The 14,185-nt window shown below is 72.6% G+C and carries 12 protein-coding genes; 8 read left to right on the top strand and 4 right to left on the bottom strand.

The window, feature by feature from the left end; translation table 11 throughout:
- Positions 1-243: 243 nt before the first annotated feature.
- Positions 244-876, bottom strand: coding sequence for an SGNH/GDSL hydrolase family protein (locus ACFVQ3_RS01115; RefSeq protein WP_387634023.1), 633 nt, complete (start codon positions 874-876; stop codon positions 244-246).
- Positions 873-1,700 (bottom strand): FadR/GntR family transcriptional regulator, encoded by an 828-nt coding sequence (locus ACFVQ3_RS01110; RefSeq protein WP_387634021.1) that lies wholly within the window; start codon positions 1,698-1,700, stop codon positions 873-875. Before ACFVQ3_RS01110 ends, ACFVQ3_RS01115 begins: the two co-directional genes overlap by 4 nt.
- A gap of 94 nt (positions 1,701-1,794) precedes the next feature.
- Between ACFVQ3_RS01110 and ACFVQ3_RS01105 the strand changes: the two genes are divergently transcribed.
- From ACFVQ3_RS01105 to ACFVQ3_RS01070, 8 genes are all read left to right on the top strand, one after another.
- Positions 1,795-3,420: an ABC transporter substrate-binding protein gene (locus tag ACFVQ3_RS01105; protein ID WP_387634019.1), complete on the top strand. Its 1,626-nt coding sequence runs from the start codon at positions 1,795-1,797 to the stop codon at positions 3,418-3,420.
- A gap of 75 nt (positions 3,421-3,495) precedes the next feature.
- Positions 3,496-4,449, top strand: coding sequence for an ABC transporter permease (locus ACFVQ3_RS01100; protein ID WP_387634018.1), 954 nt, complete (start codon positions 3,496-3,498; stop codon positions 4,447-4,449).
- 1 nt (position 4,450) lies between these two features.
- Positions 4,451-6,571 carry a dipeptide/oligopeptide/nickel ABC transporter permease/ATP-binding protein gene (locus ACFVQ3_RS01095; RefSeq protein WP_387634016.1) on the top strand — a complete coding sequence of 707 codons (2,121 nt, stop codon included), beginning with the start codon at positions 4,451-4,453 and terminating at the stop codon, positions 6,569-6,571.
- On the top strand, positions 6,568-7,362 hold the full coding sequence (locus ACFVQ3_RS01090; RefSeq protein ID WP_191795356.1) for an ATP-binding cassette domain-containing protein: 795 nt from the start codon (positions 6,568-6,570) through the stop codon (positions 7,360-7,362). The genes ACFVQ3_RS01095 and ACFVQ3_RS01090 overlap by 4 nt, the downstream gene beginning before the upstream one ends.
- A 71-nt stretch (positions 7,363-7,433) precedes the next feature.
- The gene (locus tag ACFVQ3_RS01085) at positions 7,434-8,357 is read left to right on the top strand and encodes a dihydrodipicolinate synthase family protein (RefSeq protein WP_387634014.1); all 924 of its coding nucleotides are present in this window, start codon (positions 7,434-7,436) and stop codon (positions 8,355-8,357) included.
- Entirely contained in the window at positions 8,354-9,382 is a 1,029-nt protein-coding gene (locus ACFVQ3_RS01080; RefSeq protein ID WP_387634012.1) for an ROK family protein, read from the top strand. Before ACFVQ3_RS01085 ends, ACFVQ3_RS01080 begins: the two co-directional genes overlap by 4 nt.
- 31 nt (positions 9,383-9,413) lie before the next feature.
- Positions 9,414-10,151: an N-acetylmannosamine-6-phosphate 2-epimerase gene (locus ACFVQ3_RS01075; protein WP_387634010.1), complete on the top strand. Its 738-nt coding sequence runs from the start codon at positions 9,414-9,416 to the stop codon at positions 10,149-10,151.
- A 304-nt stretch (positions 10,152-10,455) separates the two neighbouring features.
- The gene (locus ACFVQ3_RS01070) at positions 10,456-12,999 is read left to right on the top strand and encodes an exo-alpha-sialidase (protein ID WP_387634009.1); all 2,544 of its coding nucleotides are present in this window, start codon (positions 10,456-10,458) and stop codon (positions 12,997-12,999) included.
- A gap of 74 nt (positions 13,000-13,073) precedes the next feature.
- On the opposite strand, the gene ACFVQ3_RS01065 is transcribed toward ACFVQ3_RS01070, so the two are convergent.
- Both ACFVQ3_RS01065 and ACFVQ3_RS01060 read right to left on the bottom strand, forming a co-directional pair.
- Positions 13,074-13,553 carry a VOC family protein gene (locus ACFVQ3_RS01065; RefSeq protein ID WP_387634007.1) on the bottom strand — a complete coding sequence of 160 codons (480 nt, stop codon included), beginning with the start codon at positions 13,551-13,553 and terminating at the stop codon, positions 13,074-13,076.
- A gap of 122 nt (positions 13,554-13,675) precedes the next feature.
- Positions 13,676-14,182 carry a heme-degrading domain-containing protein gene (locus tag ACFVQ3_RS01060; RefSeq protein WP_387634005.1) on the bottom strand — a complete coding sequence of 169 codons (507 nt, stop codon included), beginning with the start codon at positions 14,180-14,182 and terminating at the stop codon, positions 13,676-13,678.
- Positions 14,183-14,185: the final 3 nt, after the last annotated feature.

Here is a 14,185-nt window from a genome sequence, read left to right as displayed (position 1 = left end):
CTGCGAGCAGTGCGGGGAAATCCCGTACCTCGTCCAGGTCCCACGGTCCGTAGCGTGGGGGCGTCCGGGACGACGACGGTCAGGGAGTGCCCAAGGGACACCCAAGGACCAGTGTCCCCCCTCGGCCGCGCCTTCGCCAGACCGGACGTCGCACGTGTTGCGCACTGCACACGTCGGGGTGCGGGAGGCGCGTCGCCGGACCGCAGCACGACGACGTCACGCAGGCCGGGCGGCAGCCGCGCCTCACCCCAGCCGCACCACGCCCGTCCACGCCTCCGCGAGCAGGTCGTGACCCGCGGGGGTCGGGTGCACGCCGTCGTACGCCCAGGCCTGCGGGCCGAGCCCGCTGGTCGTGACGGCCTGCGCGAACGGCCCGTCGGTCGCCACGAGCGGCAGCCCGTACTCCCCCGCGAGCCGCCGCACGACCTGGATCTTGGGGTCGAGGTCCTCGCGCCAGCGCCACTGCTCCGCGCGGACCGGCACCAGGAACGGCTCGACCAGGACGATCGACGCCTGCGGCGCGCCGGCCCGCGTGCGGTCGAGCAGGTCGCGGTAGCCGGTCTCGAACGCCTCGGCGCTCGTCACGTCCCCGGCGTCGTACCGGCGCCACGTGTCGTTGATCCCGATCTTGATCGACACGAGGTCGGGTTCGAGCGCCAGCACGTCGTCGTCCCACCGGGCCTGGAGGTCCACGACCCGGTGACCGCTCACGCCACGGTTGACCACCTCGACACCGTGGCGCCCGCACACGCCTGCGACCCGCGCCGCATAGCCGTGCCCGAGCCCGAACTCCCCCTCCGCGAGCCGCCCGGCGTCCGTGATCGAGTCGCCGATCAGGACCGCCCGCGACCCCGGGGCCAGCGTCGCGCGGCTCACGCCGTGCCCGCCTCGACGGCCGCGGCCGGACGCTCGCCGGACCGCTCTCCCGACGCCGCCGCGGAGGCGGCCGCGGCACGCTCCGCCTCGACCGTGGCGGCCACGTCGCGCAGCGCGTCCTGGAGGGGCGCGTAGTGCGCGACGACCGCGGCCCGGTACGCGTCGGCGTCCCCCGCCTCGGCCGCGCGCAGCATCGCCCCGTGCGCCTTCGCGGTGAGGTCGATCTGCTCGGGAGCCGGCAGGCCCAGCTTGGGCGAGACCACCTGGTGCACGTCCCAGAACGCGGTGCCGAGCTGCGCGACGAGGAAGTTGTCGAGGTGCGCGAGCAGGTGCGAGTGGAACTCGCGGTCCTCCTCGAAGAAGTCCTCCCCCTTCTGCGCCTTGTGCTCCATCGCGGCGACGAGGCTCTCCAGGTCGGGGTTGGACGTCCCGGCCATCTCGGTGACGATCTGCTCGGCCATGGACAGGTCGAGCGCCTGACGCACCTCGACCACCTCGCGCAGCGCGGAGAAGTCGTCCCCCGGGATCAGCACGCCGCGGAACACGAGCCCCTCGACCAGTGGCTTGAGCGAGAGCTGGCCCACGTAGGTGCCGTAGCCGTGCCGCACCTCGACGATATCGAGGGCCGCGAGCGTCCTGATCGCCTCGCGGACGTTCGACCGGCTGACACCGAGGAGCGAGCACAGCTCGGCCTCGGTCGGCAGCAGGTCTCCGGGCCGCAGGTGGGCCCGCAGGATGTAGTCCTTGATCTGTTCGGTAGTCGTCGGGGGACGCACCCCCTGACCTCCGAAGCCCAGATGTGACACGGGCTCGGTAGCTGTCATGCGCCTTGACCTCCTCAGAAATTGCCTCTACGGTTCAACCCTACCAGCGTCAGACATCAGACGTCCTATATCTGGAGAGTTCATGGCTACCTCGATGGCGACTAGCACGAACGCGACCGACACCTCTCGCCGGAGCTTCCTCAAGCTCGCAGGCGTGATCGGCGCAGGAGCGGTGATCGCAGGCACGATCGCCGCCTGCGGCGGACCCGCGTCCACCTCGGCCGACCCGCAGACCACCCCCGCCGGCGGCGGGACCAAGCCCAACCTCGACGGCACGATCGAGGCGGGCATCTCCTACGCCCTGTCGACCGGCTTCGACCCCATGACGACGTCCGGCGCCGTGACCATGGCCGCCAACTGGCACGTCCTCGAGGGCCTCGTCGAGCTCGACCCCGCAGCGCGCACGCCCTACGCCGCGCTCGGCAAGGAGCTGCCCAAGAAGATCGACGAGACCACCTGGGAGGTCACGCTGCGCGACGGCGCGACGTTCCACGACGGCTCCCCCGTCACGACCGACGACGTCGTGTTCAGCTTCAACCGCGTCCTCGACCCGGCCAACGCCTCGCTCTACTCCCAGTTCCTGCCGTTCCTCGCTTCGGTGGTCGCCAAGGACGACAAGACGGTCACGTTCACGCTCAACTACCCGTTCGGGCTCTTCGTCGACCGCGTCTCGGTCGTCAAGATCGTCCCGAAGGCGATCGTCGAGGCCGACCCCAAGGCCTACGACTCGCTGCCCGTGGGCTCGGGCCCGTACAAGCTCACGAGCGCGACGGTCGACGACAAGATCACCTTCGAGCGCTTCGACGCCTACAACGGCTCGCGCCCCGCGCTCGCCAAGGCCATGACGTGGAACCTGCTCTCCGACGCCGCCGCCCGCGTGACGGCCGTCGAGTCGGGCCGCGTCCAGGCGATCGAGGACGTGCCCTACCTCGACGCCGACCGCCTCGCGAACGCCGTGACCGTCGAGTCCGTCCAGTCGTTCGGCCTGCTCTTCATGATGTTCGACTGCACCAAGGCCCCGTTCACCGACAAGCGCGTGCGCCAGGCGTTCTTCCACGCGCTCGACATGGACAAGATCATCAGCACGGGCCTGCTCGGCAACGCGACCGCGGCGACCAGCTTCCTGCACAAGGAGCACCCGTCGTACGTCAAGGCCTCGACGGTCTACTCGCACGACCCCGCCAAGGCCAAGAAGCTCCTCGCCGACGCAGGCGTGAGCGGCCTGGCGATCACGCTCCTGACGACCGACACGAGCTGGGTCAAGGACGTCGCGCCGCTCATCAAGGAGGACCTCGACGCGGTCGGGATCTCCACGACCCTCGACATCGGCCAGTCCGGCGGACAGTACAAGAAGGTCGACGACGGCGGGCTCGAGGTCATGGTGGCCCCCGGTGACCCGTCGGTCTTCGGCAACGACCCCGACCTGCTGCTCCGCTGGTGGTACTCGGGCTCGGTCTGGCCCGTCAAGCGCTACCGCTGGGCCAGCACGCCCGAGTTCGCGGAGGTCACGCGCCTGCTCGACCAGGGCGCCGCCGAGCAGGACGCGGCCAAGCAGAAGAAGACCTGGGGCGAGGTGTTCGACATCCTCTCCGACGAGGTCCCGCTGTACCCGCTGCTGCACCGCAAGCTCCCCAGCGCATGGGAGGACTCGGCGCTCGACGGCTTCAAGCCCCTCCCCGTCACGGGCCTGTCCTTCCTGGACGTCTCCCGCACCGCCTGACGTCCCCGTGTTCCGGGTGGCGGCAGGGCCCCTCCCTGCCCTGCCGCCACCCACCCCGACCCCGAGGAGTACCGCGTGACCGCGCTCCTACGACTGACCGGACGACGCCTGCTCGCCCTGCCCGTCATGATCCTGGGCATCACCCTGCTCGTCTTCGTCGTCATGCAGTTCGCGCCCAGCGACCAGGCGACCAACGCCCTCGGCGAGTCCGCCACGGACGCGGCCAAGGAGGCCTACCGGGCGGCCAACGGTCTCAACGACCCGATGCTCGTGCAGTACGGCAACTTCCTGGCCGGGCTCGTGCGCGGCGACATGGGCATGACCGTCCCGCCCTCCCAGCCCGTGAACGAGCTCATCGCCAACGCGTTCCCCCTCACGCTCCAGCTCACGTTCATGGGCCTGGCGATCGCCGTCGTGCTCTCGCTCGTGCTCGGCGTGACCGCCGCGCTCTACCGCGACCGCTGGCCCGACCAGGCCATCCGCGTCCTGTCGATCGCAGGCGTCGCGACGCCGTCGTTCTGGCTCGCGATCCTCCTCATCCAGCAGTTCTCGCTGCGCCTCGACTGGTTCCCGTCCGGCGGGTACACGAACCCCGCGGACGACTTCGGGATGTTCCTCGCCTCGATGTTCCTGCCCGCCCTCTCGCTCGCCATCCCGGTCGCCGCGTCGCTGACCCGCGTGGTCCGCACCGCGATGGTCGAGGAGCTCGACCGCGACTACGTGCGCACCGCGATCGGCTCGGGCCTGCCCCGCGGCGTGGTCGTCGGGCGCAACGTCCTGCGCAACGCGCTCATCACGCCCATCACGGTGCTCGGCCTGCGCGTCGGCTACCTCATGGGCGGCGCGGTCATCATCGAGGTCATCTTCGACCTGCCCGGCATGGGCAAGCTCATCCTCAACGGCGTCACCGCGAGCGACACGGCCCTGGTGCAGGGAGTGACGCTGACCGTCGCCCTGACCTTCGTGGTCGTCAACATCCTGGTCGACCTCCTCTACCTCGTCGTCAACCCTCGAATCCGGACGGTGTGACATGCGTCGGAAGCTGACAGAACGACTGTCCCGCCCGGGCTTGCGCCTCGCGGCCCTCCCCCTGGGCTCCAAGATCGCCCTCGGTTTCGTGCTCCTGGTCGCGCTCCTGGCGATCTTCGCCCCGCTCGTCGCGGCCTACGACCCGCTGCAGTCCGGCACGCCGGCGCAGCCGCCCTCGGGCGAGCACTGGTTCGGCACCGACCGCACGGGCCGCGACATCTTCTCGCGCATCGTCTACGGGGCCCGCTACTCGCTCGTGATCGGCATCGGCGCCACGGGCGTCGCCCTGGTCGCGGGCGCGATCCTCGGCTCGATCGCCGCGACGGCCCACAAGGCCGTGAGCGAGACCCTCATGCGGATCCTCGACATCATCATGGCCTTCCCGGGCATCGCCCTGGCCGTGGTCTTCGTGGCCGTGTGGGGCAAGTCCCTGCCCGTCCTGATCTTCACGATCGCGTTCCTCTACACCCCGCAGATCGCCCGCATCGTCCGGGCCAACGTGCTGAGCCAGTTCGGCGAGGACTACGTGTCGGCCGAGAAGGTCATCGGCGCGCGGACGTCGCTCATCCTGATGAAGCACGTGGCGCGCAACTGCCTCGCCCCGATCATGGTCTTCGCGACCGTCCTGGTCGCCGACGCGATCGTGTTCGAGGCGAGCCTGTCGTTCATCGGCGCGGGCGTGCAGGACCCCGAGCCCTCGTGGGGCAACGTCATCGCGTACGGCCGCAACCTGCTGCTCAACGGCGGCTGGTGGGCGACGTTCTTCCCCGGCATGGCGATCCTCCTCACGGTCCTCTCGCTCAACGTGCTGTCCGAGGGCCTCACGGACGCGATGGTCCGCCCCGCGGCCCGCAAGCCGGCCGCGGGACACAGTGCGTCCGCCGCGACCGCTGCTGCCGCCGAGGACGCCGCTCACGCCACGGACCCGCTCACCGAGCCCGACGCCGACGCTCCCCTCGAGTACACGGGCGGCGCCGACCTGCGCGAGCCCCGCGTGCTCGACGAGCTCGTCGCAGACACCTCGGTCGTCCCCGACCCGGAGATCGCGGTCGCCGCGGCCGCCGCGCAGCGCGAGGCCCTCGCGGTCCAGCTCGACCGCCTGCGGGTGGCCGAGCGCCACCGCACCGACCGCCTCGTCTACACGGGCGACGCCGCTCCCCTGCTCGAGGTCAAGAACCTCTCGATCCGCTTCCCCGAGCGGCACGGCGACGTGGCCGTCGTGGACGACATCAGCTTCGCGGTGCGTCCCGGCGAGACCATGGCGCTGGTCGGCGAGTCGGGCTGCGGCAAGTCGCTCACGAGCCTCGCGGTCATGGGTCTGCTGCCCTCGTCCGCGCAGGTCACGGGAGAGATCCTGCTCGACGGCGTCGACCTGCTCACGGCGACCCCGGCCCGCCGCAATGCGCTGCGCGGCCACGAGATGGCCATGGTGTACCAGGACGCGCTGAGCTCGCTCAACCCGTCGATGCTGATCCGCTCGCAGATGGCCCAGCTCGTCAAGAGAGGTGGGACGCGCACCGCGGTCGAGCTCCTCGAGCTCGTGGGCCTCGACGCCCAGCGCACGCTCAAGAGCTACCCGCACGAGCTCTCGGGCGGGCAGCGTCAGCGCGTGCTCATCGCGATGGCGCTCACGCGCGACCCGCGGCTGGTCGTCGCCGACGAGCCGACCACGGCCCTCGACGTCACGGTCCAGAAGCAGGTCGTGGACCTGCTCAACGAGCTCCGCGAGGAGCTCGGGTTCGCGATGGTCTTCGTGAGCCACGACCTGGCGCTGGTCGCGTCGCTCGCGCACCGCGTGACGGTCATGTACGCGGGCCAGGTCGTCGAGTCGGCCCCCGTGCCGAGCCTGCTCATGAACCCGCAGCACGAGTACACGCGCGGTCTGCTCGGGGCGGTCCTGTCGATCGAGTCCGGCGCGGAGCGCCTGCACCAGATCCCCGGCACCGTCCCCTCCCCGCGCGACTTCGCGACGGGCGACCGCTTCGCTCCCCGGTCCTCGCGGCCGCAGGACGCGTTCGTGCCCCGGCCCCCGCTGCGCACGCTGCCGGGGACCGACCACCGCTACGCCAGCCACACGGAGTCGACCGAACACGGGCTCCTGGTCGAGGAAGGTGCCCGATGAGCGACGACGCTCCCGTCCTGGAGCTCAAGGACGTGCACGTGGTGCACAAGGCCCGCACGGGCAAGCTCTTCCGCCCGGACCGCGTCCACGCGGTCGCCGGGGTCGACATGGCCGTGCGGCGCGGCGAGACCATCGGGATCGTCGGTGAGTCGGGCTGCGGCAAGTCGACGCTCGCGAAGGTCATGGTGGGTCTCCAGGCCCCCACGAGCGGCGACGTCGTGTTCGACGGGCGCAGCGTGCTCAAGCGCAACGCCCGGACCCGCAAGGAGTTCGGGCGTGCGATCTCGATCGTCTTCCAGGACCCGTCGACGGCCCTCAACGGCCGCATGCTGGTGCGCGACATCCTGCGCGACCCGCTCGACGTGCACCAGATCGGGTCGCCGCGGGACCGCGAGAGGCGGGTGAGCGAGCTCCTCGACCTCGTGGGCCTGCCCCAGTCCGCGCTCGACGTGCTGCCCAGCCAGGTGTCGGGCGGCCAGCGTCAGCGCGTGGCGATCGCCCGCGCCCTGGCCCTCGACCCCGACGTGATCGTCGCGGACGAGCCCACGTCGGCGCTCGACGTCTCGGTGCGCGCCCAGGTCCTCAACCTCCTGACGGACCTCAAGGCGCGCCTGAACCTCGGGCTCGTGTTCATCTCTCACGACATCCAGACCGTCCGGTACGTCTCGGACCGCATCGCGGTCATGTACTTCGGGAAGGTCGTCGAGGAGGGCACGGCCGAGGAGGTCTTCGACCGCCCGACGAACGACTACACCCGGACCCTGCTCGGCGCCGCGCCGACGCTGCTCTGACGGTCCCCCATCCCCCGGCGCCGGGCGGAACCCTTCCGCCCGGCACCACCGCACCATCCTTGGAGTCCGCTGTGCCCACCACGACCACCTTCTCCGGTGTCATCCCTCCCGTCGTCACCCCGCTCACGGCCGACGGCGAGCTCGACCGCGCGTCCTTCGAGCGCCTCATCACGAGCCAGCTCGACGCCGGCGTGCACGGCCTGTTCGTGCTCGGCTCGTCGGGCGAGGTCGCGTACCTCGACGACGCCCGCCGCTCCCAGGTCATGGAGGCCGCGGTCGAGATCACCGCGGGCCGCGTGCCCGTCATGGCGGGCGTGATCGACCTGACGACGCGCCGCGTCGAGGACCAGGTCCGCCGTGCGGTCGACGCGGGGGTCGACGCGGTCGTCGCGACCGCTCCCCTGTACATCCGCACGAACGACGACGAGATCGAGCGTCACTTCCGCGGCGTGGCCGCGGCGAGCGACCTGCCGCTGTTCGCGTACGACGTGCCCGTGTGCGTGCACTCCAAGCTCGACCTGGGCATGCTGGTCCGCCTCGGCACCGAAGGTGTCATCGCGGGCGTCAAGGACTCGAGCGGCGACGACGTCGGCTTCCGCCGCCTGGTCGCGGCCAACCGTGCCGCGGGCAGCCCGCTGCGCCTGTTCACGGGGCACGAGGTCGTCGTCGACGGCATGCTCCTGCTCGGCGCCGACGGCGTGGTGCCAGGCCTCGGCAACGTCGACCCGGCGGGCTACGTGCGCCTGTGGGACGCGGCGCAGGCCGGTAACTGGGCCGCGGCGCGCGACGAGCAGGACCGCCTCGCGTCCCTGTTCGAGATCGTCTTCCAGCCGCGCGGCTACAGCGGCGGCGCGAGCGGCCTGGGCGCGTTCAAGACGTCGCTGCAGCTCCTCGGCGTGATCGGGTCCAACGTCATGACGACCCCGGCCCCCGCCCTGGAGGGCGAGGTCGTGGACCAGATCAAGGTGATCCTCGCGGAGGCCGGGCTGCTGTGAGCTCCCCGGTCAGCCACCGCACCGCCGTCGGGATCGACCTGGGCGGTACCAAGATCGCCGCAGGTCTCGTCCGCGACGACGGCACGGTCCTCGCCCGGGCCGGGGTCCCCACCCCGGCCCGGGAGGGGGCGGCCGCGATCCTCGACGCGGTCGCGCGCCTGGTCGCGCTCCTCCTGCCCGACGGCGCCGACGCCCCCGGGACCTCCGCCTCGCCAGACCTCCTGGTCGGGGTGGGCATCGGCTCGGCCGGGGTCATCGACTCGGGTCGCGGCCGGGTCGTGGCGGCGACCGACGCCCTCACGGGGTGGGCTGGCGCCGACCTCGCGGGTGGCGTCGCGTCTCGGCTCCTGGCCGCCGGCGGGCCCGCGGCGGGCCTGCCCGTGCACACCGACAACGACGTGCACGCCCACGCGCTCGGCGAGCACTGGCTGGGGGCGTGCGCGGGGACGCGGACCGCTCTCGTCGTCGCGGCCGGCACGGGGGTCGGGGCCACGCTCCTGCTCGACGGCACGCCCCAGCACGGCGCACGCCACGTGGCCGGCCACCTGGGGCACCTGCCCGCGGCAGAGGCGGCGGGCCTGCGGTGCACGTGCTCACGCACGGGACACCTCGAGGCCGTCGCGTCGGGGCCCGCGCTGCACGCCCTGTACCTGCGCCTCGGCGGCGACCCCACGGTCGAGACCGCTCGGGTCGTGTGCCAGATCACCGACGTCGACCCGGTCGCGCACCAGGCGGTGGTCCTCGCGGCCACGGCCCTGGGCCGGACCGTGGGCGGCGTCGCGAACATGCTCGACCCCGAGGTCGTCGTGATCAGCGGCGGGCTCGCAGGAGCCGGGAGCCTGTGGTGGGACGCGTTGTCCGCCGCGGTCGCGTCCGAGCTCATGCCGGCCCTCGACGGCCTGCCCGTCGTGACCGCGACCCTCGGCGGCGACGCGGCCGTCCTGGGGGCGGCCCGGCTCGCGTTCGTCGCGCACGAGACGCGCGAGGCACCCGCCCTGCCGCTCGCCGTCCTCACGACTCCCTGACCACCGTCCCCCTCACCTCCCGGAGGATCCCGTGACCGACCGACCGTCGACCGCTCCCGCGCCCGCCGCGGGCACGGCGACCCCCGACCCGCTCGTCGCGCTGCGCGGCGGCCTCGTCGTCTCGTGCCAGGCCTACCCCGGCGAGGCCATGCGGGACCCTCGCACCATGACCCAGGTCGCGCTCGCCGCGGTCCGCGGCGGTGCGGTGGGTATCCGCGTCCAGGGCGTCGCGGACGTCGAGCACGTCACGCACGCGTTCGCCGAGCTCGGGATCGAGGTGCCGGTCACGGGGCTCTGGAAGGACGGGACCGACGGCGTCCTCATCACCCCGACCCTTCGCCACGCGGTGGCCGTCGCCCGCGCCGGGGCGACGATCGTCGCGATCGACGGGACCCGGCGCCCGCGCCCCGACGGCCTGAGCCTCGCAGAGACCGTCGCGGGCCTGCGCGAGCAGACGTCCGCCCTGGTCATGGCGGACTGCGGGAGCCTCGACGACGCGCTCGCGGCCCGCGACGCCGGGGTCGACGTCGTCGGGACCACGCTGTCCGGGTACACCGGCGAACGACCCCGCACGGACGGACCGGACCTCGAGCTGCTCGCCCAGCTCGTCGACCGCCTCGACGTGCCCGTGATCGCCGAGGGCCGCGTCCACTCCCCCGCCCAGGCTCGCGCCGCGCTCGACGCCGGCGCGTGGGCCGTGGTCGTCGGGACCGCGATCACCCATCCCACGAGCATCACGGGCTGGTTCGTCGACGCGCTCACGGCCTGAGGCCGCCGCCGAACCCCTCGATCCCTGCCCCACCCGCTCGACCCGGGACGCCCGCACCGCCGCGGACGCCCCGGACCCGCGACACCGGACCACGACGGTCCCGGACCCGCCTGCCCGACGCCCGCTCCGCCGTCGGGCACCTCGCACCAGGAGCCCCACAGACCGGACCCCCGCACCCGACTCGGTGCCGGCGCGGAGGTCCGCGCCGTGCCCGTCCCGCGCCCGGGACGGGCACGGCCCCCGCAGGACCGCACCGTGCAGCACGACAGCAAGAGCTCTGACCCGACGATGCCAGGAGTATCTGATGCCACTGCACCCACCCACCCCGTCCACCCCGCCCGGCGCAGCGCCGCCCGTGCCGCCCGCGTGCACGCGCCGCCGGTCGCGCGCGGCGCTCGCCGCCGGGCTGTCCCTGCTCCTCGTGGCCCCGGCCGCGAGCGCCCACGCGTTCGACCCCTTCCCGCCCGCCGCGACCGACGGGCCCGGGACGTTCTCCGAGCAGACCCTCGCGGTCGGCGGCACGGGCGGCTACGCGAACTACCGCATCCCCGCCCTGACCACGACGAACGACGGGACGATCCTCGCGTCGTACGACGGGCGGCCGTTCAACGCCGCGGACGCCCCGCAGCCCAACTCGATCCTGCAGCGCGTGAGCCGTGACGGCGGCGCGACGTGGGAGCCCACGACCGTCGTGGCCGCAGGGCACGGGACGAACGCCTCCCCCGACAAGTACGGGTTCTCCGACCCGTCCTACGTCGTGGACCGCGAGACGGGGACCATCTTCAACTTCCACGTGAAGTCCTTCGACCAGGGCTTCGGCGGGTCGGCCACGGGCATCGACCCGACCGACCGCCAGATCCTGCACGCCGCGGTCAGCGTCTCGCAGGACGGCGGCCGGACGTGGGAGGGCCGCGTCATCACCGACGGCGCCAAGGACCCGTCGTGGGCCGGCATCTTCGCGGCCTCGGGCGAGGGCATCCAGCTGCGCTACGGCGAGCACGCCGGACGCCTGGTCCAGCAGTTCACGGCCCGCACGGGCGGCACGTACAAGGCGTACAGCGTCTACTCCGACGACCACGGCGCCACGTGGCAGCACGGCGAGGCGTTCGGCACGAGCATGGACGAGAACAAGTCGGTCGAGCTCTCCGACGGACGCGTCATGATGAACTCGCGCGACTCCGCCGGCAGCAAGTACCGCAAGGTCGCGTACTCGAGCGACGGCGGGCACACCTACGGCCCCGTCACGCTCGACCGCCAGCTCCCCGACCCGACCAACAACGGCTCGATCTCGCGCCTGCACCCCGACGCCCCCGAGGGCTCGGCCGAGGCGAAGATGCTCCTGTTCAGCAACTCCAACAGCACCACGGGCCGTGAGAACGTCACCGTGCGCCTCTCGTGCGACGACGGTGCGACCTGGCCCGGCTTCCGGGTCGTCAACCCCGGCTCGGGCGCCTACTCGACGCTCTCGCCGATCGGCGACGGGCGCTTCGGGCTCCTGTACGAGACGCAGGGCATGAACGCGATCTCGTTCGCGAGCTTCGACCAGGAGTGGCTCAACGCGACGTGCGCGTCGACCGTCGTGCCCGACACGACCGTCGCGACGGGCGCCACCGTGCAGGTGCCCGTCACGGTCACCAACCAGAACCAGGCGCCGCTCGGCGCCTCGCGCCTGACGATCGACGCCCCCGTGGGCTGGAGCGCGACCACGGTCGACGTCCCGGCGCTCGCGGTCGGCCAGACGGTCACGGTCCCGGTCGCGCTCACCGCGTCGGCGACCGCCGCGGCGACCACCGCCGCCAACCCTGTCCGCGTCCAGAGCGTCCTGACCGCGGCCGACGGCACGCAGGCCCGCGCGTACGGCTACGTGACCGTGACCGGCGGCCCTGCCGGACCCGTGACCTCGCTCGCGGTGTTCGGGAAGTACACGACCGACCGTGACGTCGCGGCCCAGCCGTACGCGGTCGGCGAGCGCGTGCCCTACTCGTTCCGCGTCTACAACACCGGGACCACGGCCTACCGCTCGACCGCGACGGGCAACCTGACGAACCTGTCCCCGGGCTGCAACTGGAGCAGCCTGCCCGCGGGCGGCACCTACCTGTGCGCGCTCGCGTACCGGGTCGTGACGGCCGGTGACCTCGCGGACGGCTTCTTCGTCCCCGAGACCCGCTGGTTCATGAACGCCGACCAGGCCTCCTCGGTCGCTCTCCGGGGCGAGCCCGTCGACCTGGTCGACCGCCGCCCCTCGCTCGCCGTCACGGCCGGCGGAGCGACGGTCGAGGACACCGACGGGAACGGCTCGGTGAACGCGGGCGACGTCGTGGTCGACCAGGTCACGGTGCGCAACACCGGGAACGTGCGTCTGACGGGCGTCGGGGCCGCGGGCCTGTGCACGCTGCCCGAGCTCGCCGCAGGCGCCGAGGCCTCGTGCGGCACCGTGCGCCGCACGCTCACCGCGGCCGACGTCGCGGCGGGCTCGGTCGCGGGGCGGACCGTCACGGTGTCCGCGGCCAACGGCGACCGGCCCGTGACCGGACGGGTCGACGTGGCCCCCTACGAGGTGCCCGCGCAGCCCGTCGCGCCCGTCGAGGTGACCGCGAGCGCGCAGTGCGTCGCGGGCAAGGTCCAGCTGACGGGCCGCGCAGTCAACACGGGCGAGGAGGCCGTGGACGTCACGATCCGCTCGACCGCGGGCACCAAGGCGTTCGCGGGGCTCGCCCCAGGGCGCAGCGCGTCGCAGAGGTTCGCGACGCGCGCCGCGTCGGTGGCGGCCGGTGAGGTGGCGTTCGACGTCACGGCACGGGGCACGACCTCGACCCTCGTCGCCGCCTACGAACCGACGACGTGCTGACGCGCGACTGACCCACCACAGACCTCGGCCCTCGTCCCCGTGCCGGCGGGGACGGGGGCCGAGCCCCTTCGGTGTCAGGCGTCAGCCGGCTGTCTCCCCTCGAAGGCCGCCCGCAGCGCCGGCATCTCGAGCTTGATCATCTGCATCATGGCGCCCATCATCCGCGCCACGGCCTCCTGGTCGTCGGACTGCGCGAGCTCCTCGAACTCGACGGGCACGACCTGCCACGACAGCCCGTACCGGTCCTTGAGCCAGCCGCACTGCGACTCGGTGCCGCCGCCCGAGAGCAGGGCGTCCCAGTAGTGGTCGACCTCCGCCTCGTCCTCGCAGCGCACGATGAACGAGACGGCCTCGCTGAACGGGAACAGGTGGTCGGGGCCGCCGTTGATGAGGTTGAAGGGCTGGCCCTGCAGCGTGAAGTCGATGGTGACGAGGGTGCCGTCGGGCATCTTCAGCGAGTCGCCGACGGTGCTGTCGGGGAACACCGACGTGTAGAACGCCACGGCCTCCTCGAGGCCGCCGTTGAACCACAGGCTCGGGACGATCGGTCGCATCGTTCTCCTCCTCCTGCGCGGCGCGCGGTGCGTCACGCTCTTCTGGTCCGACCGGCCGGGGCGGCCGAACTCATCGGTGAGCGCTCGGCTGGACGCGACACCCGGTCAGGCGACGCACCCCGTCAGGCCGCTGTCCTCAGGAACGTCGTGAGCGCCTCGACGACGAGCAGGTGGTCGTCGCGCTGCGCCAGACCCGACACGGTCACGACGCCGATCACCCCGACCCCTTCGACCCGCAGCGGGAACGCCCCGCCGTGGGCCGCGTACTCCTGGAGCGCGAGCTCGTGCTGCGCCGTGAACGTCGTGCCCTTGGCCTTGGCCCGCAGGCCCATGAGGTACGACGACGCCCCGAACCTCTCGACCACGCGCACCTTGCGCTGGACCCACGTGTCGTTGTCGGGCGTGGTGCCCTCGGTCGCTGCGTGGAAGACCTGCTGGGGTCCGCGGCGCACGTCGATCGTGACGGGCAACGATCGTTCGGCCGCGAGCTCGACGAGCAGGCAGCCGAGCCGCCACGCGTCGTCGTGCGTGAAGCGCGTGAGCACGAGGTCGCGCTCGTGCTGCTCGGCCTCCGCGATCAGGCGGGCAGTGCGGGCCATGTCGGGGTTCTCGGGCTGGTCGTGGGTCATGGC

This window comes from Oerskovia sp. NPDC057915 (genome assembly GCF_042887685.1).
Taxonomy (GTDB): Bacteria; Actinomycetota; Actinomycetes; order Actinomycetales; family Cellulomonadaceae; genus Oerskovia.
Note: the sequence above shows the minus strand (reverse complement) of the source record. Positions and strands in the feature narration are given on the sequence as shown.

Excerpts from the sequence above, each read along its gene's own strand:
- ACFVQ3_RS01110 (WP_387634021.1), bottom strand. The coding sequence starts at position 1,700 with ATGACAGCTACCGAGCCCGTGTCACATCTGGGCTTCGGAGGTCAGGGG.
- ACFVQ3_RS01105 (WP_387634019.1), top strand. The coding sequence starts at position 1,795 with ATGGCGACTAGCACGAACGCGACCGACACCTCTCGCCGGAGCTTCCTC.
- ACFVQ3_RS01095 (WP_387634016.1), top strand. The coding sequence starts at position 4,451 with ATGCGTCGGAAGCTGACAGAACGACTGTCCCGCCCGGGCTTGCGCCTC.
- ACFVQ3_RS01090 (WP_191795356.1), top strand. The coding sequence starts at position 6,568 with ATGAGCGACGACGCTCCCGTCCTGGAGCTCAAGGACGTGCACGTGGTG.
- ACFVQ3_RS01070 (WP_387634009.1), top strand. The coding sequence starts at position 10,456 with ATGCCACTGCACCCACCCACCCCGTCCACCCCGCCCGGCGCAGCGCCG.
- ACFVQ3_RS01065 (WP_387634007.1), bottom strand. The coding sequence starts at position 13,553 with ATGCGACCGATCGTCCCGAGCCTGTGGTTCAACGGCGGCCTCGAGGAG.
- ACFVQ3_RS01060 (WP_387634005.1), bottom strand. The coding sequence starts at position 14,182 with ATGACCCACGACCAGCCCGAGAACCCCGACATGGCCCGCACTGCCCGC.